25 protein-coding genes, 12 tRNA genes and 1 rRNA gene are annotated in these 25,819 nt (G+C 37.8%); 32 read left to right on the top strand and 6 right to left on the bottom strand.

Translation table 11 applies throughout. The annotated features are described in order from the left end of the window. The 13 genes from rrf to NPA36_RS09800 all read left to right on the top strand — a co-directional run bounded on the left by rrf (position 1) and on the right by NPA36_RS09800 (position 1,283). Positions 1-115: ribosomal RNA gene (gene rrf / locus NPA36_RS09860) — 5S ribosomal RNA — on the top strand. Between the two features lie 13 nt (positions 116-128). Then, positions 129-202, top strand: a tRNA-Asn gene (locus NPA36_RS09855). 42 nt (positions 203-244) lie between these two features. After that, a tRNA-Ser gene (locus tag NPA36_RS09850) sits at positions 245-334 on the top strand. Between the two features lie 18 nt (positions 335-352). Then, positions 353-424, top strand: a tRNA-Glu gene (locus tag NPA36_RS09845). A gap of 10 nt (positions 425-434) precedes the next feature. Continuing rightward, positions 435-507, top strand: a tRNA-Val gene (locus NPA36_RS09840). 25 nt (positions 508-532) lie between these two features. After that, positions 533-605, top strand: a tRNA-Asp gene (locus NPA36_RS09835). Positions 606-628: 23 nt separating this feature from the next. Beyond that, positions 629-701 (top strand) — tRNA-Phe (locus tag NPA36_RS09830). 5 nt (positions 702-706) lie between these two features. Beyond that, positions 707-787: transfer RNA gene (locus NPA36_RS09825), tRNA-Tyr, on the top strand. Between the two features lie 39 nt (positions 788-826). Continuing rightward, positions 827-897: transfer RNA gene (locus tag NPA36_RS09820), tRNA-Trp, on the top strand. Positions 898-937: 40 nt separating this feature from the next. After that, positions 938-1,010, top strand: a tRNA-His gene (locus tag NPA36_RS09815). A 7-nt stretch (positions 1,011-1,017) separates the two neighbouring features. After that, positions 1,018-1,089, top strand: a tRNA-Gln gene (locus tag NPA36_RS09810). 16 nt (positions 1,090-1,105) lie between these two features. Beyond that, positions 1,106-1,176, top strand: a tRNA-Cys gene (locus NPA36_RS09805). Positions 1,177-1,199: 23 nt separating this feature from the next. Further along, positions 1,200-1,283 (top strand) — tRNA-Leu (locus NPA36_RS09800). Positions 1,284-1,534: 251 nt separating this feature from the next. On the opposite strand, the gene NPA36_RS09795 is transcribed toward NPA36_RS09800, so the two are convergent. Next, a complete protein-coding gene (locus NPA36_RS09795) occupies positions 1,535-1,786 on the bottom strand; it encodes an EXLDI protein (protein WP_256945949.1) in 252 nt (83 codons plus the stop codon). Positions 1,787-2,008: 222 nt separating this feature from the next. Between NPA36_RS09795 and fic the strand changes: the two genes are divergently transcribed. The 3 genes from fic (at position 2,009) to NPA36_RS09780 (ending at position 4,142) form a co-directional block, all read left to right on the top strand. Beyond that, complete coding sequence (fic, locus tag NPA36_RS09790; protein WP_256945948.1) at positions 2,009-2,611, top strand: protein adenylyltransferase Fic; 603 nt, start codon at positions 2,009-2,011, stop codon at positions 2,609-2,611. 153 nt (positions 2,612-2,764) lie between these two features. Next, on the top strand, positions 2,765-3,481 hold the full coding sequence (locus NPA36_RS09785) for a class I SAM-dependent methyltransferase (protein ID WP_256945947.1): 717 nt from the start codon (positions 2,765-2,767) through the stop codon (positions 3,479-3,481). A gap of 16 nt (positions 3,482-3,497) precedes the next feature. Then, the gene (locus NPA36_RS09780; RefSeq protein WP_256945946.1) at positions 3,498-4,142 is read left to right on the top strand and encodes an RpiB/LacA/LacB family sugar-phosphate isomerase; all 645 of its coding nucleotides are present in this window, start codon (positions 3,498-3,500) and stop codon (positions 4,140-4,142) included. A gap of 144 nt (positions 4,143-4,286) precedes the next feature. On the opposite strand, the gene NPA36_RS09775 is transcribed toward NPA36_RS09780, so the two are convergent. Beyond that, the gene (locus tag NPA36_RS09775) at positions 4,287-5,075 is read right to left on the bottom strand and encodes a glycyl-radical enzyme activating protein (RefSeq protein ID WP_256945945.1); all 789 of its coding nucleotides are present in this window, start codon (positions 5,073-5,075) and stop codon (positions 4,287-4,289) included. A gap of 150 nt (positions 5,076-5,225) precedes the next feature. Here NPA36_RS09775 and NPA36_RS09770 point away from each other — a divergent pair, with 150 nt between their 5' ends. From NPA36_RS09770 to NPA36_RS09760, 3 genes are all read left to right on the top strand, one after another. Then, positions 5,226-5,969: a DeoR/GlpR family DNA-binding transcription regulator gene (locus tag NPA36_RS09770; RefSeq protein WP_256945944.1), complete on the top strand. Its 744-nt coding sequence runs from the start codon at positions 5,226-5,228 to the stop codon at positions 5,967-5,969. Between the two features lie 305 nt (positions 5,970-6,274). Continuing rightward, positions 6,275-8,713, top strand: a complete 2,439-nt coding sequence (locus tag NPA36_RS09765; RefSeq protein ID WP_256945943.1) for a glycyl radical protein — start codon at positions 6,275-6,277, stop codon at positions 8,711-8,713. A 41-nt stretch (positions 8,714-8,754) separates the two neighbouring features. Further along, the gene (locus tag NPA36_RS09760) at positions 8,755-9,435 is read left to right on the top strand and encodes a fructose-6-phosphate aldolase (protein ID WP_256945942.1); all 681 of its coding nucleotides are present in this window, start codon (positions 8,755-8,757) and stop codon (positions 9,433-9,435) included. A gap of 294 nt (positions 9,436-9,729) precedes the next feature. Here NPA36_RS09760 and citC read toward each other — a convergent pair whose 3' ends face one another. After that, complete coding sequence (gene citC, locus NPA36_RS09755) at positions 9,730-10,782, bottom strand: [citrate (pro-3S)-lyase] ligase (RefSeq protein WP_256945941.1); 1,053 nt, start codon at positions 10,780-10,782, stop codon at positions 9,730-9,732. Between the two features lie 216 nt (positions 10,783-10,998). Between citC and rpsN the strand changes: the two genes are divergently transcribed. From rpsN to NPA36_RS09735, 4 genes are read left to right on the top strand one after another with little or no spacing between them, the layout of a single operon-like run. After that, positions 10,999-11,268 (top strand): 30S ribosomal protein S14, encoded by a 270-nt coding sequence (gene rpsN / locus NPA36_RS09750; RefSeq protein WP_256945940.1) that lies wholly within the window; start codon positions 10,999-11,001, stop codon positions 11,266-11,268. 32 nt (positions 11,269-11,300) lie between these two features. Further along, positions 11,301-11,414 (top strand): putative metal homeostasis protein, encoded by a 114-nt coding sequence (locus tag NPA36_RS09745; protein WP_256945939.1) that lies wholly within the window; start codon positions 11,301-11,303, stop codon positions 11,412-11,414. A gap of 20 nt (positions 11,415-11,434) precedes the next feature. Beyond that, positions 11,435-11,584 (top strand): 50S ribosomal protein L33, encoded by a 150-nt coding sequence (rpmG, locus tag NPA36_RS09740; protein ID WP_256945938.1) that lies wholly within the window; start codon positions 11,435-11,437, stop codon positions 11,582-11,584. 35 nt (positions 11,585-11,619) lie between these two features. Beyond that, the gene (locus NPA36_RS09735) at positions 11,620-13,149 is read left to right on the top strand and encodes a zinc ABC transporter substrate-binding protein AdcA (protein ID WP_256945937.1); all 1,530 of its coding nucleotides are present in this window, start codon (positions 11,620-11,622) and stop codon (positions 13,147-13,149) included. Between the two features lie 396 nt (positions 13,150-13,545). Here the strand turns inward: NPA36_RS09735 and NPA36_RS09730 are convergent, their stop codons facing one another. Beyond that, positions 13,546-14,430, bottom strand: a complete 885-nt coding sequence (locus NPA36_RS09730; protein WP_256945936.1) for a MurR/RpiR family transcriptional regulator — start codon at positions 14,428-14,430, stop codon at positions 13,546-13,548. Positions 14,431-14,629: 199 nt separating this feature from the next. Here NPA36_RS09730 and NPA36_RS09725 point away from each other — a divergent pair, with 199 nt between their 5' ends. The 4 genes from NPA36_RS09725 to thrC all read left to right on the top strand — a co-directional run bounded on the left by NPA36_RS09725 (position 14,630) and on the right by thrC (position 20,006). Next, on the top strand, positions 14,630-16,006 hold the full coding sequence (locus tag NPA36_RS09725; RefSeq protein WP_256945935.1) for a 6-phospho-beta-glucosidase: 1,377 nt from the start codon (positions 14,630-14,632) through the stop codon (positions 16,004-16,006). 24 nt (positions 16,007-16,030) lie between these two features. After that, a complete protein-coding gene (locus tag NPA36_RS09720) occupies positions 16,031-16,861 on the top strand; it encodes a Cof-type HAD-IIB family hydrolase (protein ID WP_256945934.1) in 831 nt (276 codons plus the stop codon). Between the two features lie 290 nt (positions 16,862-17,151). Then, a complete protein-coding gene (locus NPA36_RS09715; protein ID WP_256945933.1) occupies positions 17,152-17,925 on the top strand; it encodes a 3D domain-containing protein in 774 nt (257 codons plus the stop codon). Positions 17,926-18,515: 590 nt separating this feature from the next. After that, positions 18,516-20,006, top strand: a complete 1,491-nt coding sequence (gene thrC, locus NPA36_RS09710) for a threonine synthase (RefSeq protein ID WP_256945932.1) — start codon at positions 18,516-18,518, stop codon at positions 20,004-20,006. Positions 20,007-20,181: 175 nt separating this feature from the next. Here thrC and NPA36_RS09705 read toward each other — a convergent pair whose 3' ends face one another. After that, complete coding sequence (locus tag NPA36_RS09705; RefSeq protein WP_256945931.1) at positions 20,182-20,667, bottom strand: hypothetical protein; 486 nt, start codon at positions 20,665-20,667, stop codon at positions 20,182-20,184. Between the two features lie 283 nt (positions 20,668-20,950). On the opposite strand from NPA36_RS09705, the gene agaF reads away from it, so the two are divergent. Together agaF and yajC are read left to right on the top strand one after the other, a co-directional pair. Further along, positions 20,951-21,397: a PTS galactosamine/N-acetylgalactosamine transporter subunit IIA gene (gene agaF, locus NPA36_RS09700; protein WP_256945930.1), complete on the top strand. Its 447-nt coding sequence runs from the start codon at positions 20,951-20,953 to the stop codon at positions 21,395-21,397. Next, positions 21,397-21,693, top strand: coding sequence for a preprotein translocase subunit YajC (gene yajC / locus NPA36_RS09695; RefSeq protein WP_256945929.1), 297 nt, complete (start codon positions 21,397-21,399; stop codon positions 21,691-21,693). Before agaF ends, yajC begins: the two co-directional genes overlap by 1 nt. A gap of 286 nt (positions 21,694-21,979) precedes the next feature. On the opposite strand, the gene NPA36_RS09690 is transcribed toward yajC, so the two are convergent. Further along, positions 21,980-23,143 carry an AraC family transcriptional regulator gene (locus tag NPA36_RS09690; protein ID WP_256945928.1) on the bottom strand — a complete coding sequence of 388 codons (1,164 nt, stop codon included), beginning with the start codon at positions 23,141-23,143 and terminating at the stop codon, positions 21,980-21,982. Positions 23,144-23,355: 212 nt separating this feature from the next. Here NPA36_RS09690 and agaV point away from each other — a divergent pair, with 212 nt between their 5' ends. Genes agaV through NPA36_RS09675 form a run of 3 tightly spaced genes read left to right on the top strand, consistent with a single transcriptional unit; the run spans position 23,356 to position 25,513 of the window. Further along, complete coding sequence (gene agaV / locus NPA36_RS09685) at positions 23,356-23,832, top strand: PTS N-acetylgalactosamine transporter subunit IIB (RefSeq protein ID WP_256945927.1); 477 nt, start codon at positions 23,356-23,358, stop codon at positions 23,830-23,832. A 36-nt stretch (positions 23,833-23,868) separates the two neighbouring features. Then, positions 23,869-24,678, top strand: a complete 810-nt coding sequence (locus NPA36_RS09680; protein WP_256945926.1) for a PTS mannose/fructose/sorbose/N-acetylgalactosamine transporter subunit IIC — start codon at positions 23,869-23,871, stop codon at positions 24,676-24,678. After that, positions 24,668-25,513 carry a PTS system mannose/fructose/sorbose family transporter subunit IID gene (locus NPA36_RS09675; protein WP_256945925.1) on the top strand — a complete coding sequence of 282 codons (846 nt, stop codon included), beginning with the start codon at positions 24,668-24,670 and terminating at the stop codon, positions 25,511-25,513. Before NPA36_RS09680 ends, NPA36_RS09675 begins: the two co-directional genes overlap by 11 nt. Positions 25,514-25,819: the final 306 nt, after the last annotated feature.

Genomic DNA, 25,819 nt, shown 5'->3' with positions numbered 1-25,819 from the left:
GTGGTGACGATGGCAAGAAGGTCACACCTGTTCCCATCTCGAACACAGCAGTTAAGCTTCTTAGCGCCGATAGTAGTTGGGGGGTTCCCCCTGTGAGGGTAGGACGTTGCCACGCTTTTTAAAAATTTTCCGCAATAGCTCAGTTGGTAGTAGCGCATGACTGTTAATCATGATGTCGTAGGTTCGAGTCCTACTTGCGGAGTATCATTAATAATGAATACGGATAAAGTGTTCGTTCTTTCTTGGAGAGTTGTCCGAGCTGGCCGAAGGAGCACGATTGGAAATCGTGTAGGCGGGTAAAACTGTCTCAAGGGTTCGAATCCCTTACTCTCCGTATGATTTATTTTGTAAAGGCCCGTTGGTCAAGCGGTTAAGACACCGCCCTTTCACGGCGGTAACACGGGTTCGATTCCCGTACGGGTCATGAATTTTTTGGGGGTTTAGCTCAGCTGGGAGAGCATCTGCCTTACAAGCAGAGGGTCAGCGGTTCGATCCCGTTAACCCCCATATTCATTAATAATTGAATAGAATTGGTTCCGTGGTGTAGGGGTTAACATGCCTGCCTGTCACGCAGGAGATCGCGGGTTCGATTCCCGTCGGGACCGTCCTCTTATTTCAAGAGTAGTTAGGCTCGGTAGCTCAGTTGGTAGAGCACTTGATTGAAGCTCAAGGTGTCGGCAGTTCGATTCTGTCCCGAGCCATTGATGGAGGGATAGCGAAGTGGCTAAACGCGGCGGACTGTAAATCCGCTCCTTCGGGTTCGGCAGTTCGAATCTGCCTCCCTCCATTTTTATTATTGGAATTTGTAGCATCCTTTATTCCAATTAGGGGTATAGTTTAAAGGTAGAACAACGGTCTCCAAAACCGTTGGTGTGGGTTCAATTCCTGCTACCCCTGTAATAATAATTAACCATTATTATTGATATTTCTTATTATGGCGATCGTGGCGAAGTGGTTAACGCATCGGTTTGTGGCACCGACATTCGGGGGTTCGATTCCCCTCGTTCGCCCTTTTCTTGGGGTATAGCCAAGCGGTAAGGCAACGGACTTTGACTCCGTCACTCGTTGGTTCGAATCCAGCTACCCCAGTTACATTTTATATAATGGCGGTATAGCCAAGTGGTAAGGCAGAGGTCTGCAAAACCTTCATCACCGGTTCAAATCCGGTTACCGCCTTCCTTATATATTATTTATAGCATGCCGGCGTGGCGGAATTGGCAGACGCGCTGGACTCAAAATCCAGTGCCCGCGAGGGCGTGCCGGTTCGACCCCGGCCGCCGGTATCGTTGAAAAGACAAGGTCTCTTGACCTTGTCTTTTTGTTTTGGCTGTATAATATTTAGTGTTGAAAGAAAATCTCACAGAGATTTTCTTTCAACACTTTTTAATTTTCTTCGACAAAAAAGGCCTCAATTTGATAAAATGTAGTCGTCTAAAACCAAACACCTATCAAAAGGAGACTTCATGGATAATCATACTAGAGAAGTACTTAGATTAACAGATCTAAAAATCATAAAAAAGGTTGAAAAATTCCTTTACCGATTCTTATTTTTTTCTGGAATAAAATTTGTTTCTAGATTTTCTTTAGTTGACCAAAAGTTCCAGTTTACATCCGTTCTTTGGTAGTATACATAATTTTTCTTTTTTGTTTGGTATACTCTTTGTGAAATTATATATTTTCCGTTTTCAATTTCTTTGAGTGACGAATAAAGTTTTGCACCTTCAAATAGTTTGTATTCCTTAACGCCATCATTTGAAACGGTTAATTTAATTTCCTTATAGTCCATTTTAATGACCTCCTTTGAAGCTATAGTCTAGTCCCAATAAATTGACTTTTCAAGTTAATATACATAAAGTATTTTCCTCTTAAACAGCTATATTTCAAGTGGAATGCAACAACTTTGTGGGATGTATTAACGTTTATATCAAAAATCTGGTAAAAGTTATTCATTCTGTTAAAATAGAAAAGAAGAGGTTAAAAAGATTCTTGGATGAAGAGGTGAATTTCTATGCTAGAGAATAAACTGGGTATATCAGATCAGATAGAATTAGCAAAAGCCGAAGAGAAGTTAAGTAAGCAAAAGGCTAAGCAACTATTTGAATCTGGAAAAATTTATGACTTAGAAATTGGCACTTTCAATGGTCTTTCTGATATTCATCAATGCTTATTTGAAGACGTTTATGAATTTGCTGGGAAGGTTAGAGATGTTAATATTGCAAAAGGTAATTTTCGCTTTGCACCAGTAATGTACCTAAATACTTCCTTGAATACTATTGACCAAATGCCACACACAACTTTTGACGAAATTATAGCAAAATATGTGGAGATGAACATTGCTCATCCTTTTAGGGAGGGAAACGGAAGAAGTGCTAGAATTTGGCTTGATTTGATGTTAAAGAAAGAACTTTCAAAAGTAGTGGATTGGAATTCTGTTGATAAAAGTGCTTACCTATCCGCTATGGAACGTAGCCCTGTAAATGACCTAGAAATTAGATATTTATTAAAGAATTCTTTGACTGAAAAAATCAATGACCGAGAAATATATATGAAAGGTATCGATGTTAGTTATTTCTATGAAGGCTATATGGAATATAAAATCGAGGACCTATGACTCTTATACGTGTAAGGACAATCTCAAATCACTTGTATCTTATTAAACAGCTTTCCTTTTATGGTTAAGCTGTTTTTATCTTGCTCCTTATTTACTTAAAACTTCTATGGTAAAATAAACTCATCAATAAGAGTTTTTAAAGAAGGTGAGAGCTTGTCAGTTGATTTAGAAAGATACAGGGAATTTTTAAAGGAGCCTTGGGGCAGAATTCAGTATGAGGTTACCTTTGCTCGATTGGAACATATAGAAAATAAGCAGATCCTCGATTTTGGTTCAGGGTTAGGACTGACCAGTGAATTTCTTTCTAGAAAGAATGATGTCATTGCTATGGAGCCTAATGCTGAGATGCTGGATGTAGAAACAAAAACAGCTTATCGAAAAATATTAGGGAGTTTAGAGCAACTTGAGAAACTAGAAGCTGATTCATTTGATGTGGTCTTATGTCATAATGTTCTTGAATATATCGAACCGTCCCAACGAGTGCATTACATGAAACAATTCCAAAGAGTTTTAAAACCTGAAGGAGAGTTGTCGATTATCAAGCATAATCACGTGGGAAAGGTTATCCAAATGGTCGTGTTTGAAAATGATCTGACTAAGGCATTGCAGCTACTTGGTGGAGAAAACTTTGAAAGTGTCTCCTTTAGACAGGGAGAGATGTATACTATTGAGGAATTGCTAGGACTGTCTCACATGACTTTAGAAAAATATCAAGGAATCAGAACATTCTATGCTTTACAACCCAATGCGTTTAAGACGGGGGATAGGTGGTTAGAAGAAATGACCAGGATGGAGCTTGCTGTTTGTGATTTGAAACCTTATAAAGATATTAGTTTCTTCCAACATGTGTGGCTGAAAAATAATAAATAAGGGGGAGAATGGATCTATGAAAATCGCGATCATACAAGGTAGTACACAGGTTGATAAGAATGAAACGCTATACAAACTGGTAAAGAAAGTCACGAAAGATCAAGGGCATGAAGTCTATAATTTCGGTGTTTTTAAGGACGAAACCGAAACCTATTCTTATACAGAGATTGCTTTATTGGTTTCGCTACTACTGTCAAGTGGAGTCGTAGATTTTGTTGTTACGGGTTGCTCTTCGGGACAGGGGATGAATATGGCCTGTAATTCACTTCCAAATGTACTTTGTGGTTTTGTACAAAATCCCCAAGACGCTTTTCTGTTTGGCCGAATCAACGATGGCAATGCCGTTTCTTTATCCTTAGGACTGGGATATGGTTGGCTAGGGGAGCTGAATCTCGAATACACACTTGAAAAATTATTTGATGGAGAATTTGGAATTGGGTACCCGACTGAAGTGGCGGAGCGTAAAGTAAGAGAGACTAAAATTGTTAAAACTTACAATCATCTAGGAAAACGAACTTTTTTGGAATTAATTGAAAAATTAGATGATTCAATTATTGAAAAAGTATTTAAGAAAACGGATGTCATAGACTTTATCGTTGAGAATACAAAAAATAATGAGATTAGGCAATACGTAATGGAAGTTAGTGGAAATGGAGAGTAAAGACAAGAGATTTTATAAAATATAACAATTGTCATACGAATAGTTAGTTTAAAAATGCAAAAAATACGCTCAAAATCATATTCTTTCTAATGAGAATTGATGATTTTGAGCGTATTTTTGTTACTAGCAGTTAATTCAGTTCACTTATCTAACTAAACAAGAAATCTCATGTGCCTCCATAATATCTCTAAAATAATCCAAATCTTCTGTATGGAGCTGTGGAACATCCGCCATCTTATAGGTACGGTTTAGGTTTTCATACTTCTTTTGCCCAAATTGGTGAAAGGGCAGTAGCTCAATTTGTTCAACACCCATTTGATTGAATAAAAGGGCAAATTGCTCTGCATCTTGTGGGCTGTCATTGAATTCAGGAATTACAGGGATTCTGACGATGAGGTTGTTGTGATGTTCAAGGGCATAGGCTAAGTTTTGTCGGATGAGTTCATTTGTGGCACCGATTCCTTGACGATGCTTTTCAGGGTCATAGTGTTTAACATCAAAATAGAGAGCATCAACATAGTCAATATACTTAGCAAAGACATCAGGTTTTGCAAATCCGGTCGTTTCTGTTGCGGTATGGATGCCTTTCTCTTTTAGCTGTTTGAGTAATTCAGTAGCAAACTCGGCTTGATAGAGAACTTCGCCACCTGAAAGAGTAACACCACCACCGGATTCTTCATAAAATGGCTCATCTTTCATCACTTCATTAATGACCTCATCAATTGTTTTATAGCTTCCAACAGTGGTAAATTTATTTCGACTAGTGTTCCACATTTTTTCTGGCTTGCCACTTTGAGATTCTGGGTTCGCACACCAATAACAACGCAAAGGGCAGCCTTTAAAGAAAACGACAGTACGAATACCGGGACCATCATGAATACTATACCTTTGGATATTAAAGATGCATGCCTGCAATTGAGTTTGGGTGGTCATAGAAATCTCCTTCTTTCATAATTTACCGATAGTATAGCACACAAAATTATAAACGTAAATAAATAACTTTCAAATGAAACTAAAATCTATAAGTATTGTAAGGGAGTATCAAGTGTGATATGCTAAATAAAATGTAAGTGAGGGATGATTATGTCTAGAGAAGAAGAAATTATTTCAATAGTAAGTAAACATAAGAAAATAGAAGTAAATGAGTTAGCGGAACGACTTCAGGTTTCTCAGGTTACGATTCGCAAGGACTTAGATAAGTTAGAAGCTAGAGGGATTCTTCATCGCCAACATGGCTTTGCTGTGCTGAATAATCAGGATGATATTAATTTTAGGTTGGCTCATAATTATGATTTAAAGCGTAAAATTGCTTTGAAGGCAGCGGAACTTGTCACTGATGGGGAAACGGTCATGATAGAATCAGGTTCGACTTGTACGCTACTAGCTGAAGAGTTGGCATACAACAAAAATGATATTACCATTATCACAAATTCTTGTTTTGTTGCTTCATACATTAGAAAAGCTGAATCGGTTAATGTTATCTTAATCGGTGGAGAATACCAGAAAGATTCGCAAGTCAATGTTGGACCCTTGGTTAGAAAAATCATTAATGAGTTTCATGTGGACAAACTATTTGTCGGTATTGATGGCTTTGATAAACGACGAGGTTTTACAGGTAGTGATATTAATCGCTGTGATACAGCCAACACCATGATGAGTGCTGCAGATAAAACCATTATCCTAACAGACTCCAGCAAATTTTCACAGGTTGGTGTTGTTTCTGGTTTTGCCTTTGAAGATGTTTCTATGGTCTATACGGATAAGGGGATACCAACTGAGCAAGCAAAATTTTTAGAAGAGAAACAGATTAAAATCATCACATTATAAAAGGTAGAAGTAAAACCTTGTTAATAAGTTTATTTTCTATTAATAAGTTAGGAGCGGGCAAGAAGTCCATTATCTCTGATAAGATTTTCGCAAAACTCTTTTGTGATTTAGAAATGGTTTTTATTCTTTACTGATATCTATCTAACCCTTTTATTATTTTGAAACTGAATGTATTCGTAACGAACTCTTTATTCATTTTTCTTTTGAAACTATACTAGATTTCATTTGAATTCCATATTTCTTTGTGTTATATTTATTTCGAAAGAAAGTTTAATAAGTTTCGAATGAAGAAAAGGGGTAAAACAATGACTATTCAAGTAAAGGAAAGAGAAATTGGTATTCAGCCGCATTTTGGACGATTGACAGAACGTATGAATAACTACCGTGAAGCAGTGTTGGAAAAGAAACCTTACATTTGTGCAGAACGTGCTTTGTTGGCAACCGAAACCTATAAGGAATACCAAAGCCAGACTAGTGTCATGAAACGTGCCTTAATGTTGAAGAATATTTTAGAGAAGATGTCAATATACATTGAACCAGAGACTCTGATTGTGGGGAATCAAGCTTCTTCGAATAAGGATGCACCGATTTTTCCGGAGTATACACTTGAATTTGTGATTGACGAGTTGGATAAGTTTGAGAAGCGTGATGGGGATGTCTTTTACATCACGGAGGAGACAAAAGAACAACTACGGTCTATTGCACCTTTTTGGGAAAATAATAACCTACGTGCCAAAGCAGGAGCCTTGTTGCCAGATGAAGTGCAGGTTTATATGGAAGCTGGATTCTTTGGCATGGAAGGGAAGATGAATTCAGGAGATGCTCATTTAGCCGTTAACTATCAAAAGATTTTACAATATGGCTTAAAGGATTTTGAAAAACGTACGCTTGAAGCCAAGGCTGCTTTAGATTTAACCGTAACGGAAAACCTTAGTAAATATCATTTCTATAAATCTGTCTTAATAGTGATTGAAGCAGTTAAAACATATGCAGAACGATATTCTGACCTGGCGAAGAAGATGGCTGAAACAGCTAGTCCACAACGTCGACAAGAACTTTTAGAAATTAGTAGGATCTGTGCCAAGGTACCATACGAACCAGCTGACACATTTGCTGAGGCGATTCAAGCTACTTGGTTTATTCAATTAATTTTACAAATAGAATCCAATGGGCATTCCTTATCTTATGGTCGTTTTGATCAGTATATGTATCCTTATTACCAAAATGATTTGGAAACAGGTAAGATTACAGAAGACGAAGTGGTGGAGCTGTTAACCAATTTGTGGATTAAAACTCTAACAATTAACAAGGTTCGTAGTCAGTCCCACACGTATAGCAGCGCTGGAAGTCCTTTGTATCAAAATGTGACCATTAGTGGACAGACACGAGATAAAAAGGACGCCACTAATGATTTGTCATTTTTAGTTCTGAGAAGTGTTGCACAAACGAAACTGCCTCAACCTAACTTGACAGTTCGTTACCATGCTGGATTGAAGAAAGAATTTATGGATGAAGCCATCGAAGTTATGAAGCTTGGGTTTGGTATGCCCGCCTTCAATAACGATGAGATTATTATTCCATCCTTCATCAAGTATGGTGTGGATGATGAGGATGCCTATGATTATAGTGCTATTGGCTGTGTTGAAACAGCAGTTCCGGGGAAATGGGGCTACCGTTGTACGGGAATGAGCTATATTAATTTTCCTAAGATTTTGATGATTGCTATGAATGATGGCATTGACCCAGTGTCTGGTAAGAGATTTACCAAGGGTTATGGTCGTTTTGAAGATATGACATCTTATGAAGAGTTAGAAGAAGTTTGGGATAAAACCTTACGTGAATTGACTCGGATGAGTGTTATCGTGGAGAATGCGGTTGACTTAGGTATTGAAAAAGAAGTTCCAGATATTTTATGTTCTGCTTTAACAGATGATTGCATCGGCCGAGGCAAAACTTTAAAAGAAGGTGGAGCAGTTTATGACTTTATCTCCGCATTGCAAATAGGGATTGCTAACCTAGCAGATTCTTTGGCGGCTATCAAAAAGTTGGTTTTTGAAGATGGAGTGGTCAGTCAAGCAGAACTTTGGGAAGCCCTAATGACCGATTGGGAAAGTGAACGTAGTCAAGAAATTCAAGATATGATTATTCATGACGTACCAAAATATGGAAATGATGATGATTATGCAGATCAATTAGTGACAAAAGCCTATGATGTCTATATTGATGAAATCAAAAAATACCCTAATACCCGTTTTGGACGCGGCCCAATTGGCGGAATTCGCTATTCAGGTACTTCTTCCATTTCTGCTAATGTTGGGCAAGGACGTGGAACCATGGCGACACCAGATGGTAGAAAGGCGTGGACACCACTTGCTGAAGGGTGCTCACCATCTCATAATATGGATCAAAACGGACCAACAGCTGTACTGAAATCTGTAGCCAAATTACCGACTGAGGAAATTCTAGGAGGCGTCTTGCTTAACCAAAAAGTTAATCCTCAAACCTTAGCCAAAGAAGAAGACAAACAAAAATTGATTATGCTGCTACGTACCTTTTTCAATAAACTGAAAGGCTACCACATTCAGTACAATGTTGTTTCAAGAGAAACCTTATTAGACGCACAACAACATCCTGAAAACCACCGCGACTTGATTGTTCGTGTGGCAGGATACTCAGCATTCTTTAATGCTCTGTCAAAAGCGACTCAAGATGATATTATTGAACGGACAGAACATGTGATTTAAATAGGGTATACGTCTTATCACAAATAGTAAGGAGAAAAAATATGGAATTTTTATTAGATACAGCAAATTTGGAAGAAATTAAAAAATACGAGGCTATCATTCCTTTGGCAGGAGTTACTTCTAATCCGTCAATTGTGAAAAAAGAAGGGAAGATTGACTTCTTTAAACACATGAAACAAATCCGCGACATCATTGGAAAAGATAGAACCTTACATGTTCAAGTTGTGGCAACTGATTATGAGGGAATGTTGAAAGATGCTGAAATGATTGCAGCCCAAATTGATTCAGAGGTCTATATTAAAGTCCCTACAAGCGAGATTGGGTTAAAGGTCATGAAAGAGTTGAAATGTCGAGGCATGAATGTCACAGCAACGGCAATTTATACCAAGTTTCAAGCCTATCTAGCTATTGCCGCAGGAGCTGACTATTTGGCACCTTACTTTAATCGTATGGAAAACCTCAATATTGATGCCAAAACAGCCATTCAAGAAATCGCTAAGGAAATTGCGCGAACCAACAGTTCTAGCAAAATTCTAGCAGCAAGCTTTAAAAATATTGCTCAAGTAAATGCTGCTCTTGAAGCAGGTGCTCAGTCTGCGACGATGGGGTGTGATATTATTAAACAAGCCTTCAGTATGCCATCAATCGAACAAGCAGTGGTTGATTTTACAGCTGATTGGGAATCGATTTATGGTCAAGGGACAGCAATTTATAACTTGTAGGAAAAGGGCTGGGTAAAGAGCCTATCTAACTATAAAGCAAAAGAGTTTCCCAGAAAAGAATCAGAAATGAGAACGGTGGCACCGCCGTGAGCCTTGGTCTCACGGTCTTAGCTGTCTACGTGACTGTAAATCGGCTAAAGCCGAAACAGTCACTGTGCGTCAGCTATGCTTATACACCGTTATTTCTGATTCTTTTCTGGGAAACTCTTTTGCTTTATTAATAGAAGAACTTCTTTACCAGTTTATCAGTCATCCTTTAGACTCGTTCCTTTAAAGCATGATTTCATAGGATATTTAGTAGTGGATAACCGACTCACTAGCTTTAATAGCATCGATAATTTGTTTAGCCTCAGGACTTAGCAAAAATTGATAGGTGGTAGCAGGAACCAAGTCTTTTATTTTTTCAATTTGTCCATTCTTAATGTATTGTCTTATGGTTGAAGCGCTAATGGTTGTGTCACCAATCTTTTTGCGTTCAATCTCATGCAAAGTAATCCCATAAGTTGGCAGCAACTCTTGCATCACTTGGTTGTAAACGGCCGTCACTTGACTCGTTTTTTCTTGTCCCACATAGCGATGCCTAATGTTTAAGCGCTCAGCGATGATATGAAAAATAGAAATATCAAGTAAAGCGTGGCTACGAGCCACCGAAAGAGAATCTTTTTGGAAATAACTTGGGAAGGTCGAATTGCTGATGATATAAGGGCCAGTCTCATGAAAAACCAGATTGTCTAAATGAGCACAGCCCTCAATAATTAACTTTTTCCGAACATCAAAGGGAAATAAGCTAGAATCTTGGCTCACCATAAAGACATGAACTAAGTCACTTTCTTTGCTAGCAGTCTCTATTAAATACAAATGTCCAAGTGAAAATGGATTAGCATTTAAAATAACGGCACTGATTTTGGCATTTTCTTTTTTAAATGGATGTTGCGCTAATTTGTTTAAATAATTGGAGAAGCCATGTGGTCTATTTTCCATAAAAACTAGATGGTCTTGGACAGTGACAATAGGGTAAAAACCGATATTTTGGAAGAAGAAACTTGAGGAAATCTTTGTATAGACAAAAAGGTGATGATAACCACGACTATTTTCTACAGCAATCAAATGGCTGACAATTTTATTCAGAAGTCCTTCGCCTTGATAATGTTTGTCAACTGCTAAGCAACGAAGAGTGTCTTTATAAGCAGAACCTGTTGCAATTACTTGCTTGTTTTCATCAAAGATGGCACACATATAGTCAAGATTTTGGTCTTTCCGAATGCCTTCTTGTGCTAACAAGTCTTCTATTTTTTTGATGGATTTAAGATCTTTTGGATAAATTTGAACAATTGCAAAGTCGGACATAGTGTCACTCCTTAATTTGTACTTGTTACCTATAGTATACAAAATTAGTCTATAGATTGTAAGCGAGCCCACTTTTATTTTGAACCCATTTGGCAAAGAAAATGGATAGAACTGAAAAAAATTGGAGAAATTTCTTGTAATACCTTGGACGAGGTGGTATACTTTTAAAACGTAAAGAGTACGATTTAAAATAAAATAAGAGAAAGTAGGGACAAAATGGCAAAAAAATCAAAAATCGCAAAGTTTCATAAACAAGAAGCTTTGGTTGAACAATACCACCAAAAACGTATGGAATTAAAGGCTGCTGGTGACTTAGAAGGCTTACGTAAACTTCCAATTCAGTCCCATCCAAATCGCTTAAAATTAAGAGATAAAATAGATGGTAGACCAAGAGCTTACATGCGTAAATTTGGTATGTCACGGATTAGTTTTAGACAATTAGCTCATAAAGGCTTAATTCCTGGCGTGACCAAAGCTAGTTGGTAATCGATAAAGATCAAAAGAAAAGAGGTTAGCAGATGGAAAAACAAGATTTGTCAACGGCTTATCGTCGACTAAAAAGTACCAATATTAAAACTAAAAAGAGAGCCTTAAAGATTATTCATGAGGCTAAACGTGGTAAAAAGAAATAAAAGAAAAGAGGTAAGTATTAATGAGAATAAATATTATATTAGAATGTGTGGAGACTGGTGAAAGATTGTATCTGACCAGCAAGAACAAACGCAACAATCCAGAACGGTTAGAGCTAATGAAATATTCACCAAAACTAAGAAAAAAAGTCTTATTCAGAGAAACTAAGTAAACAAACACGAACAAAAATGTCCAAAGGAGACGATAATGAAAAAAAGTTTAATCAGTATTTTGGGGTTTGCTGCTCTCTTAGCAGCTTGTGGAAATGGTGCAACGACTAATACTAGTTCAACAACCGGGTCAGGTGACCAAGTCAAGGTTATCGCAAGTTTTTACCCTATGTATGACTTTACTAAAAATATTGTTGGTGATGAAGGAGAAGTTTCTTTGCTGATTGGTTCTGGCGTTGAAGCTCACGGTTATGAGCCTTCTGCTAAGGATATGGCTATCATTCAAGAGGCAGATGCCTTCGTTTATAATAATGAGAATATGGAAACTTGGGTACCAAAGTTAGAATCAACCATTGATAAAGATAAAGTGAAAATGATTAAGGCGACAGAAGGTATGGTACTTTTGCCGGGGAGTGATGAAGAAGAACATGATCATGACCATAGTGGTGAAGGGCATTCTCATGAACTAGACCCTCATGTATGGTTGGCACCAAGTTTAGCCATTAAAGAAGTGGAATCTATTCGTGACCAATTGGTGACAGCTTTCCCAGCTAAAAAAGAGGCATTTGAGGCTAATGCCAAGGCCTATATCACTAAGCTAACTGCACTTGATGAAACCTACAAAAAAGAATTGAGTGTGGCTAAGCAGAAAACATTTGTAACGCAACATGCTGCCTTTTCTTATTTAGCACTAGAATATGGCTTAACGCAAGTACCAATTTCAGGGATTTCTCCAGATGTTGAGCCAAGTCCATCTCGTTTGGCAGAATTAACAACATTTGTTAAAGAGAATGATATTAAGAATATCTATTTTGAAGCCAATGCATCTGCTAAAATTGCTGAAACCTTATCAAAAGAAACAGGTGTGCAGCTTCTAGTCTTAAACCCATTGGAAAGCTTAACCAAAGAGCAGATGGACAAGGGTGAGGACTATATCTCAGTGATGAATGAGAATTTAGCTGCTCTCTTAAAAACAACCAATACGGAGAACAACTCTCCTTTAGCGCAAACGACAAAAGTAACTGAAAAAACCATTTATAACGGCTACTTTGAAGATGTTGATACTCAAGATCGTTCTCTTACAGACTGGGCGGGCGAGTGGCAATCTGTTTATCCCTATTTAGTGGATGGAACCTTGGACCAAGTGTTTGACTACAAATCCAAGAAGGACTCAAGCAAGACAGCACTAGAATACAAGGAATACTACACCAGTGGCTATAAGACTGATGTTGATAAAATCACGATTACAGCGGATACCATGGAATTTTTTGTTAATGGACAAGGACACAAGGCAACCTATAAATACGCCGGTAAACATGTCTTGACCTACAGCAAAGGAAATCGTGGCGTGAGATACTTGTTTGAAGCAACCGAAGATGTACCAGGTGCCTATAAATACGTTCAATTCAGCGACCATAGTATCTTCCCAACAAAAGCTGGACACTTCCATATTTATTTTGGAAACGAAAGCCAAGCTGCCTTATTGGAAGAGCTAGAAAACTGGCCAACCTATTACCCTGCCAACTTGAATGGGCTAGAAATTGCTCAAGAAATGGTGGCTCATTAATAGGGGAAAGTTTGAGAAATATTTGAGTAAAAGTATAAAAAAGCTGTAGAATCAGAAATGATTTTACAGCTTTTTTATGTTAAATGAGAGGTGTCGAAAAATATTGTGCTTAAAAAATCTAGCTACCGGGGTTGAGTAAACCATCCTTGTTGTAACAAAGTAAATGAGTTACCGCATAAAGAATCAGAAATAAGAACGGTGGCACCGCTGTGAGCCTAGGTCTCACGGTCTTAGCTGTCTACGTGATTGTAAATCGGCTGAAGCCGAAACAATCACAGTGCGTCAGCTATGCTATACACCGTTATTTCTGATTCTTTATGCGGTAACTCATTTATAATTTAGAGATGGAGTTTATTTTTCGTAATGTTTACCCAATTCGAAATAAATAATCAAGGACTATTCTTTATCATCCTCACCCAAAATAGAAGGCAATCCTTTTCGATTATCATAGAGCTGTCCGACTTGAATTAATAGAGAAAGGTGTTCTTGATAGGCGTCTGAGAAAATTAAGGAGTATAAAACATTCAAGAGGTAAACAATGGATGTTGTGGTGACGTAACTGCCAATTTTAGAATAAAGTCGTTCCCTTGTCGTAATGGATAGGACACAGTCGACACCTTGGGATAGGGTATTATCACCAATGCTAGTCAAAGCCAAGATGGGAATCTTACGTTTTTTTAATATTTGCATGGTTTGCAAAACAGCAGCATTTTCACCCGAATAGGAAATGAGAATGGCACAACTGTCGGCTGGACAACTAGAAGCTCGGTAGGTATGTTCACCGGTCGTTTGTACAATGCTGACTTGCTTACCAATCCGATTCATGCGCAAGGAGAAATCTTCAGCAATAACAGCGTTGGTCGTGCTAGTAAAAATTGTAATTTGTCTAGCCTTAACAAGTATCTGTTTGGCTTTTTGAAGGGTATCGTGGTTGAGCAAAGACAAGGTATCTTGAATAGTATCCCATTCCAGATGTGCAATCTTATTGGCGATAGTCATCAGTCCATCATTTGCTAAAAAGGGTAGATTGGAGTCAATGCTAGAAAGTTTGCTGTTGAGGTAGTGGTATTCGTCTAGGTAATCACTTTTAAAGTCTGCCCAACCTGAATAGCCCATTTTTTTGGCAACCCTAATGAAGGTCGAAGGGTGAGAGTAAACTAACTTGGCAGTTTCTTGTATGGTTAAGTTGGCAATCTGCTCTGGTTGGTCCAAGAGCAAGTCTATAATGGATTGTTCAGCATCTGAAAAATGGGTTTGCTTAATCTTTTCACGTAGTAACATGGTCAGCCTCCCTTTGTATTGCATCTCTAACTAACCTTCATTATAGTCAATTCCCATTGCTTATGTAAATTTTTTTTACGTCAACAGCACCATTTTCCAGATTTCTTGTAAATGGACATGCAAGTTGGCTCTATGCTCTTGTGGTTTTTGTTTACATGAATGATAATAAACGTGTAAATAAATCTAAGGAGTGGTTTTCGTGAGTGAAGGAATTAAAATTGTAACAATAGGTGGCGGAAGTTCATACACACCGGAATTAATGGAAGGCTTTATCAAACGTTACGATGAGTTACCAATCAGAGAAATTTGGTTAGTCGATATCGAAGCTGGAAAAGAAAAATTAGAGATTGTTGGCAAAATGGCGCAACGGATGTGGGACGCTAGCCCTTATGATGTCAAGGTTCATATGACTTTAGACCGCAGAGAAGCATTAAAAGATGCGGATTTTGTGACAACACAGTTCCGTGTTGGGCAATTAAATGCACGTGTTAAGGACGAACGCATCCCAGCTTACTATGGCATGTTAGGGCAAGAAACAAACGGTGCTGGTGGTATGTTGAAAGCATTTAGAACTATCCCAGTCATTTTAGACATTGTTGAAGACATGAAAGAACTCTGTCCAAACGCATGGTTGGTCAACTTTACCAACCCAAGTGGTATGGTCACAGAAGCGATTATCCGCTACGGAAATTGGAATCGTGTTATCGGCCTGTGTAATGTACCAGTTATGGCTATGAAAACTGAACCAGAAATGATAGGTAAAGAACAAGGCGACCTAATCTATAAATTTGCTGGTCTAAACCATTTCCACTGGCATAAGGTGGCTGACGAAAGAGGAAATGATGTAACACTTCAGTTGATTGATAAATTGTTCCAAGAAGACAATGGGCTTCCAAAAAATATTTTCGATGTGCCGTTCTTCATGGACCAAGTTAAGGCAATCGGTATGATTCCTTGTGGTTACCACCGTTATTACTACCGTGAGGAAGAAATGTTGGCGCATGCCTTGGAAGAATATGCCACTATCGGAACTCGTGCTCAACAAGTGAAGAAAACTGAAGAAGAATTGTTTGAACTGTATAAGGATCCAAATCTAGATCATAAACCTCAACAATTAGAATTGCGTGGTGGAGCCTATTACTCCGATGCTGCATGTGAAACTATCGCGGCAATCTATGCCAACAAAGATACCCAGATTGTTGTTTCTACTATTAATGATGGTGCAGTACCAGACCTACCAGCGGATTGTGTTGTCGAAGTTTCTGCCTATGTAGGTGCACAAGGTGCTAGAAACGTAGCCTTTGGATCATTAGCGCCAGCAGAACGTGGTTGGTTACAAGTGATGAAAAATATGGAGTTAGTCACTATTGAAGCAGCCGTAACGGGTGATTATTGCACAGCACTTCAAGCCTTCACCATTAATCCAATGGTACGCTCTGGACAAACTGCCGTGAATATATTAAATGAATTACTGGTAGCGCATAAAGACTACCTACCACAATTTGCTGAAACAATTGCTCGTTTAGAAGCAGAAGGTGTGGTTGTTCAAGACGAGATAGCACGTGACTTAAAATAAGATAAAAATTGGAGAAGTATGCCTATGTCAAAACGAGTGATTGTCATGGACGTGGACGGAACCTTAGCGACTTCGCAAAAAGAGATCAGCCCCCGTACCAAGAATGCTTTGATAAAAGCACAAGAGCAAGGTGATTTAATCATCTTAGCCTCTGGGCGCCCAACTAGTGGCTTGTTGGATTTTGCCAAGGATTTACTAATGGATAGTTACCAAGGACTCTTAGTTTCCTATAACGGTTCAAAAGTGGTCAATGCCAAAACTCATGAAGTACTTTTTGACCAGACTTTAAGTATCGAGCAAGCCAAAGCTGTTTTGCAGCATCTGAAAAAGTTTCGGCTTATTCCAATGGTAGATAAGGATGACTATCTCTACGTTCACGATGTATTTCAAGGTTATATTGACTTTCAAGGGCAACCATTTAATGTGATTGAATATGAGTCCCGTGGTGGGAAGTTCAAACTCTGTGAGCAAGATGATTTGGCCGAATTTGTTGATTTTCCTATGAATAAGATTATCGTTGCAGGCGACCCAGACTATCTACAAGAAAACTATCAAGCCATGATGGCTCCTTTTAAAGATAGCCTCAATTGTGTGTTTACGGGTCCTTTCTATTTTGAATTTACTGCTAAAGGTATTGATAAGGCTAAGGCGCTGGATACAGTATTGAGGCCTCTAGGGTATAATTCGCAAGATGTGATTGCATTTGGCGATAGGCATAACGATATGACCATGCTTGACTATGCTGGGATTGGTGTTGCTATGGGGAATGCTGTTCCAGAAGTTAAAGCCATGGCAAACCATACCACTGCGTCAAATGACGAGGATGGTATCGCAAAGTTTTTAGACAATCTGTAAACTTTTAGTGAGCAAATTAATCCTAAAAGTGCCGTCCTTATTGAAAAAAACGCTTGTGTAACAGATGTGTGACACTGTTACATAAAACGGGTGTTCGTGTTTTGTTCTTGTAATATTTCTGCTTTTAAACGTCAGTTCCTTTAAAGAGCTATAACAAATTAGCTGTTTTTGATTATTTTGTTTCCTAACGTGATAGGATACTCCTTGTCGATAGATCCAATCGGCAAGATAACAAAATAATTGGACAACGCCTTTTACATTTTACGAAAGGCCAGAAAGGAACGGAAAAAATGAAACAATTTAAGAAAAGCTTGATTATTGCAGGTTCATCACTTGCTATTTTAGGACTCGCAGGATTTACTGCAAATGAAGTAGGAGCAGAAGAATACACTCCTTCAACATGGACAGCTCGTTCAACAGATGAAGTTAAGGCAGACTTAACCAAATCTGGTGACGGTTCTCTAGAATATACTGTTCAATGGGGAGATACCTTATCTGTTCTTGCAGCAGCAACTGGCTTACCGTTAGACTCTTTACAACAAGTAAATTCTATCAACAATGCTGATATGATTTATTCTGGAACAGTGATTCGTCTTTCTGCTGATCAAACAGTAGTATCTGTTGAATCAGAAGGAACGAAAAAAAGTTTTGATGTCTCTACACAAGAAGTTCATGAAGTAGAAGCGCCAGCTGAAACAGTGGTTGAAGCTCCAGTAGAAGCACCAGCTACAGAAGTAGTAGAAGAAGTTACAGCTCCAGCAGCATCAAGCGAAGCAGGCGGTTATTCACTAACGGTTAATGCAACAGCTTATTCATATCAAGAAGCTGGTTTGACAAACTATACTGCTGATGGTACCAACTTACTCAATGACTCTCGTGTTATTGCGGTAGACCCTTCAGTTATTCCTCTAGGTTCATGGGTTGAGATTCCAGGTTATGGAACTTATCGTGCAGCTGATACAGGTGGCGCAATTGTAGGTAACAAGATTGATATTCACTTTAACAACTTACAAGATGTCTATAACTTCGGTCGTCAAACGATTACTATTAAAGTATTAAACTAATTAATAAAGGGGACTGATTAACGATCCCTCAAAATAAAAAGGTGCTTCTCATGGATTTGATGAGAAGTACCTTTTTTACTTTTACAAAAATCAGAAATCAGAATGGTGGCACCATCGTGAGCTAAGGCCTCACGACCTAGCTGTCTACATGGTTGTAAGGAGCTGGGCAAAAAGTCTGTGATAATATTAAAGCATTCTAAAACATAAAATAGTTCCCCAGAAATCTATCAGAAATGGGAACGGTGGCACCGCCGTGAGCCTAGGTCTCACTGGTTTAGCTGTCTACGTGGCTGTAAATCGGCTAAAGCCGAAACATCCACTGTGCATCAGCTATGCTATACACCGAAATTTCGGATAGATTTCTGGGGAACTATTTTATTTGGTTCCATTTAGACTTTTTGCCCTATCCCAACACTCCATATGCACCAGCTATGATCTACACCGTTATTTCGGATAGATTTATCTAGAGACTCTTTGTGGCTTAGTAATTAATTTTATTTATTAAGGACTTCTTACCCAGCTCATCCCTATATTTTTTCGCTATGTTTATGCTACAATCGTAGTAGAAAAGCTAGAAAGTGAGTGAGACGATGACAGAATTATTTTATCGAAGTAGTAGAAACCCGTATGACAGGCTTACAGCGTCACAGGCTATTTTAAAGGGAATCGCTGACGATGGTGGCTTGTATGTTCCTGAAACTATTCCTAAACTTTCTTTTGACTGGGAAACCATGACTACTTGGACCTATCAAGACCTAGCTTTGCCAATTCTTTCTGCCTTTCTAAGCGATTATAGTGAAGAAGAGCTAAAAGAGTGTATTCAAGCTGCCTATGATGCTAAGTTTGATGACGAAAGAATCGCTCCTATTGTTGAAGTTGGTCAAGAATATTTTTTGGAGTTGTTTCACGGAAATACAATTGCTTTTAAGGATATGGCTTTATCTATTTTGCCTTATCTCATGACAAAGGCTGCTAAAAAGAATCACATAGATAAAGAAATTCTTATCTTGACAGCCACATCTGGAGATACTGGAAAAGCTGCTATGGCGGGATTTGCCAATGTTCCCAAAACCAATATTATCGTCTTTTACCCTAAAGATGGGGTCAGCATGATACAAGAACGCCAAATGATAACTCAAGAGGGGGACAATACCTTCGTTTATAGCATTAAGGGCAATTTTGATGATGCACAAACTAAAGTCAAACAGCTATTCTTAGACCAAGACTTAGTGGCAGAATTAAGTGAAAAAGGATATCAGTTTTCCTCAGCCAACTCCATTAATATAGGACGTTTGGTGCCACAAATTGTTTATTATTTCTATGCTTATTTGCAACTACTTAAGAGAAAAAATATCAAAGTTGGGGATAGCATCAATGTCACAGTACCAACAGGTAATTTTGGCAATATTTTAGCAGCCTACTATGCTAAACAAATGGGGCTACCAATCAACAAATTAATTTGTGCTTCAAATAAAAATAATGTTTTGGTGGACTTTTTTAACGAGGGGACTTATGACCGAAGACGTGACTTTTTTGTGACTAGCTCACCATCTATGGATATATTGGTATCTAGTAACTTAGAGCGTTTATTGTACGATATTAGTGGTCAAGATACAGCTACTACAAAGAACTTGATGGCATCATTAAGCACACAAGGCGTCTATAACATAACCGATGCTATGAAGACAAAACTAAGTGATTTTGTGGCTGGCCAAGCTGACGAAGAGGAAACTGCTAAGGAGATTGCTAGATTATTTGACAGCTACGATTATCTGATAGATCCTCATACTGCAGTAGCTTCGGCAGTTTATCACAAATACCAAGCAGAAACAGGGGATACCACACCTACTGTTATCGTTTCAACGGCAAGTCCTTACAAATTCCCAAGTAGCATTGTTAGGGCGATTGATAGTGTGCACCAAGAAAAAACGGATGATGTTGATGCCATCATAACCATCAACGAACTAAGTAAAATTGACATCCCACAGGCCGTCAAAACAGCACTGACCGCACCAATTCGCCATCAAAAAACAGTCACTATCGAAGAAATGAGAAGTGTTGTAGTAGATACTTTAAGTTAAAAATAGGGTAATGAGTTTGAAAAAGCTGACTACAGACAGAGGAGATTTCTCTATAAGTAGCCAGCTTTTTTATGAAAATATTGAGATTTTACGCAATAAATGGTTTTTTATTTTGGTAGCAATCAGAATTAGAATGGTTCTTGTTCTCAGAAAAATTCAAATTAAAAGGATTTTCTCATTTTTTATTTGATAACAAAGCCTGACTACCACCAATAACCAAAATAGCACCAAATGCAATTAGGATTAGTCGTTCTGTTACTTGAGTGGGGATGTAGAAAGAGGATAAGATAATAATAGCTCCAATAATCGTAATCGTGATGGGTGCCCACTTTGGAGCGGGACTAATAGTCGGTGTCAACTTTTTAATATCACTGAGTTGAGCATTTTCCTTAATCAAAAGTGGTGGTAAAATCTGTTTAAAATAGGCATAAGTGGATGATGCATAGAATACGACCGCAATAAAAGCACATAGAATCCAATTGGTCGGTATGAAGCTGTAAAGAATAGCACCTGCCGCCAATGCAATGATAAAACGTTGTCTAAAAGCATTAAAACGAACGATTTGGTCCTTTGGAATTTCATATAGTCTTCTTGTTCGAGGTTGAAAATATAGCAAATTTCCATTTTCTAGTGTATATAATTCTTCAGCCTGAATATTCATTTGTTCCTCCTTAGGGTCTAACCATGAAAAGTTATTATAAATTCTATTTTAGACTGAATATAGGAAAGTGTAAACCCTTTTATTTCTTATGGGCATAGGGTCCAGAGTCTTGACAACCATTTTCATGAAGTAGTGAATGTGAAAATTAACTTGAATTCATTGCCATAGTATGCTATTTTTTGTACAAGAAGTAATTAATAGGAGAGTGTCTGTAGTTGAAGCCCATGCTTAATCATTAAGCAATTTGCCAAGAAACAACAGCACACAATAGGAGGAAATTATTATGATAGGTATTATCTTAACGGGCCATGGGGAGTTTGCGCCGGGATTAGCACACGCATTGCAAATGATTGCAGGACCACAAAAAGCTTTTAAAGTGGTTGCATTTAAAGAAGAGGAGCCAATGGAAGCTCTTGAAGCAAATATTAGTGCCGCTATGACAGAGTTACTAGCTGAAACGAAAGGTGTAGTAGTTTTCTCTGACTTATTGGGTGGAAGTCCATTTAAAGCTGCTATGGTAGCAGGCAATGACTATGATAATGTTGAAGTGGTTTGTGGGACTAATCTACCAATGTTAATCGAGATTGCCATTTTACGTGAATTTGTGGAAACCCCAATGGATGTAGTGAATCAAAGTCTAGCTGCTGGTAAGGAAGCTATTCAACATGTGAAACTTACTATCAATGCTACTCAAGACCAAGATGAATACGAAGATGAGGATGGAATCTAATGGCAAACACAACTTTACTAACCATTTTAATTAGTTCATTGGTTTTTATCGTCTTTATTGTATCATCATTAGCCATCTACTATTTCTCAACCAGAAAGAATCTAAAAGGACAACGAGAACACTTTAGAAGATTACACCAAGATTTACACGTAGGACAAAAAGTTATCTTTTCAAATGGCTTTTACGGAACAGTCAAAAAAGTTGGCGATGAAAAAGTAGACATCGGTATCAGTCACGGCACTATCGTGACTGTATCACGCTTCGCAATTTCAGAAATTGTTGACGATAAAAAATAAGATAAAACCAAAAGAATGAGGCTGATTTTCCAGCCTCATTCTTTTTTATTGATTTGGACACTTAAAAAACGGTGATGAATACACATATTTTTAGACGAAAAAATAGTTTCTAGATAATCTGTCAGAAACAAGGGTGTATAAGTTTAGCTAAATGACAGCCACGTAGACAGCACCGCCGTGAGATCTTTGCTCACGGCGGTGCCAACGTTCTTATTTCTGACGAATTATCTAGAGAGTTTTTTATAATTTAGAAGATGAATTTATTTAATAATATCCATCTCTATCACTACAACCCCTTATAAATCTGTTTGGCATACTGAGACGGTGATAGATTATAAGTATTTTTAAAAACCCTAGAAAAAGACTGAATAGAGTTGTAACCAACTAAATTGGCTATCTCAGCTAAAGAATAGCTGGATTCTCGAATAAGCAATTTGGCCTGTTTCAAACGTTGCTCCTCAATATAAGCCTTAGGAGTATAGGTAGTAAACCTACGGAATAAAATTTGTAAACTAGAACGAGAAAGTCCAAAATAGTTAACAATATCGGTTACCTGTACATTTGGATTTGCCCTAATGTAATCACTTATCTTCTGGAAGACCTCATTATCATATTTTTCTTTCATGGAATTTTGAGGTCGATTCTTTCCAGGAGCATCCTCAACAGTTAATAAAGATAGAATAAATAACTTCAAATTAGCAATCAAAGCATCTGTTTGGTAAAGCGACGGATTTTGATTACTCAAATCAATCAGGTTCTCCATCTGAGAAAGCTGCCTAGAGTTAAGATGGAAGGTTCGGTTAAAGAAGCGCTCATCATCTGTTTTCATTTCAAACATAATAGTGATATAGGTAGTAACACTTTCGGTGTTAACATACTGGGAGTGTAATTGATTAGATTGATAGAGCATGACATCATTTTGTTTTAGATGATAACGTTTGCCATCAACTGTCGTATCTAGCTGTCCATTCTCTACAATGGTCAACTCACAGTAAGGATGTTGATCATTACGGTACGCGTAAGGCGCCTTTTTTGCTTGATAATACAAAGTGTAAATCTTAGACAGTAATAAGTTTTGTTCCATCTCCTGCATTAAAATGGGCTGATTCAAGCTATAGGAAGAGAAGACAGAATGATTAGGGCGAGACACCTCAATCTGACAAAAGCTTGAAACAGATAAATAATTAAAGTAAATTCCTGGGTAAATTTTTACTGTTCCGTGGAGGATAAATTGACGAAAGCTTGATGTATCATGGATATTATCCGAAACAATCAGGGTTGCGATACCAGATAAAGCTGTTAAATAGATTGGTAGATCATAAGTTGTCATAGAGGCAACTTCTTTTTTGAAGATGGATTCGACACTAACGATGCTATTTTTCCGTTTAATGTTAGTTTTAAGTGATTGAAAGTACTTATTTTTCTTAATAGCTGAAGTTTTTATAAACATAAAATTCCTCCCAAATCAATGTAAGTTCCGTAACTTATTTATAGAAAACAATTAAAATTTCACAACCTACTTATCAACAGTATACACTATTTAACGAAATTGTTAAGTATTTGATTAATTTTGTTAAAAAAAACCCTTTAGTAATCGATTTCATTCAATTATAATTAGCAGTGTAATAATTACTTAATATTTAGCAGAAGGGAGGGGTCGTCATGCCAAACATTTTGTTGACTAGAATTGATAATCGTTTAATTCATGGACAAGTAGCAACTCAATGGTCTTCTTATCTGGGTGCTAACCTATTATTAGTAGCAAACGATAAGGTTGCCGGAGATACTATGAGACAAGGTCTAATGGATATGGCCGCACCATCAGGAGCCCAAACAAGATATTTCACTGTTGAAAAAACAATTAATATCATTGGGAAAGCTGCTGATCGTCAAAAGATTTTCATCATCTGTGAAAATCCTCAAGACGTTTTAAAACTTGTTGAGGGAGGAGTGCCAATCACAAAAGTCAATATCGGAAACATGCATATGTCTGAAGGGAAAAGACAGGTTGCAGGTGTGGTAGCAGTGGATGATGCAGATGTTGCAGCATTTAAAAAGCTACAAGAATTGGGTGTAACGTTGGAAATTCAAAAAGTTCCAACAGAAGGGAAAGAAGATGTATCAAAATTGTTCGTGTAATTATATGAATTTTAAATTCGAGAGGAGAAAAAGAATATGAACGCTAGTATTATTCAGATTATTTTAATATTCTTAGTAACCTTTGTAGCTGCGATTGACCAATTTAACTTTTTGGAGTCCATCTATCAACCAATCGTGATGGGACCAGTTATTGGAGCTATTTTGGGAGATGTAAATATAGGGTTAATCGTTGGGGGAACTTACCAACTTATGACAATTGGTAACATGCCAGTTGGTGGAGCACAACCACCTAACGCTGTTATCGGGGGAATTATGGCAACAGTGTTGGCAATTACTGTTAAGTTAGATCCTGCTGCTGCTGTAGCAACAGCTTTCCCATTTGCTTTGTTAGGGCAATATGGAGTAACTATTCTATTCACAGCTATGTCACCAGTTATGTCTGTTGCTGATAGATATGCTGAAGAGGCGAATCCAAAAGGTATTGTACGATTAAACTACTTGGCTATGGCTGGTTTAGGACTTATTTTTGGGTTTATCGTAACCTTGTTCTTTATCGGTGGGTCAGCGTTTGGTGAACAAATCACTGCTTTTGCTGATCAATATAAATGGTTTATGACAGGTTTATCTGCTGCTGGGGGTATGATGCGTTTTGTCGGGTTTGCAATCTTACTACGCGTTATGGTTTCAAGAGATCTATGGGGCTTCTACTTTGCAGGGTTTGCATTGGCAAACATTGTTGCTGCTAATGAAAGTTTAGGTGGATCAGCATTAGTATTACTAGCATTTATCGGTTTTGCTATTGCTTTCTGGGATTACCAAATCCAAACAAAATTCAAAACTGCAGGTGCAATGACTACTAATGGAGGTGATGAAGATGGCATATAACATTCCAGACACTTACAAAAATCAAACGCCAGCTCCTCAATTAGATAAAGGGACATTAAACAAAATGGTATGGCGTTCTTTATTCTTACAAGCGTCATTTAACTTTGAAAGAATGCAAGCAGCTGGTTGGTTGTACGGTATCTTACCAGGATTAGAAAAAATCCATAACGATAAAGATGACTTAGCAGCATCTATGTCACACAACCTTGAGTTCTTTAATACTCACCCATTCTTAGTAACTTTCGTTATGGGGATTATCTTATCACTAGAACAAAATAAAGCTGATATTGCAACTATTCGTGCTGTTCGTGTTGCAGCAATGGGACCTTTAGGTGGTATCGGAGACGCATTGTTCTGGTTCACTCTTGTTCCAATCGTTGCAGGTATTGGTTCAAATATGGCTTTGAATGGAAGCCTTGCTGGTCCAATCTTGTTCTTAGTAGTCTTCAACGTTGCTCAATTTGCTGTCCGTTATGGCTTGATGCACTGGTCTTATCGCTTAGGTACTGATGCAATCGGAATCTTAACTGCCAACGCTAAGGAATTTACCCGTGCTGCTTCAATTCTTGGAGTATTCGTAGTTGGTTCTTTAACTTCATTGTATGGCGGAACTAAATTAGGGATTGAGATTGAAAACGGAGAAGCTCCAATCGTTCTTCAAACTATTTTAGATGGCGTATTGCCAAAACTTATCCCACTTTCAATCACATTACTTTTATATTGGTTGTTAGCTAAGAAAAAATGGACTCCAATCCAATGTATCGCCTTGCTTTTAGTATTAGGTGTAGGTCTATCATTCCTTGGACATCTTTTAAACATTAGCTTCTGGGGATAAACCTCCTTTGACCGGCGTGCAACTTGCGCCGGTTTTTTTGTACATATTTTTGTTAAAAACTTCCTAATTAGTACTTTTAATTTTTAATTAGTTTAGGTATACTGAAGTTTGGCATTAATAGAATTTGTTTAAATGTTTAAGAGATAAAAGAGGAGTTTAAGGGAATGAACTTATTTAATAAAGAACTAAAACTTGAAACATAAAAAATGATTATAAACCGCATGATATCAAGCAAAGAAGCAATAAATTTAGTTTCAAGCAATCATTTTTAATTGGTTTTGTGTTGCCTTAGGCAATTTTTGGATA

It is taken from the genome of Granulicatella seriolae (genome assembly GCF_024543085.1).
Taxonomy (GTDB): domain Bacteria; phylum Bacillota; class Bacilli; order Lactobacillales; family Aerococcaceae; genus Granulicatella; species Granulicatella seriolae.
This window is presented reverse-complemented; position numbering and strand designations above follow the sequence as displayed.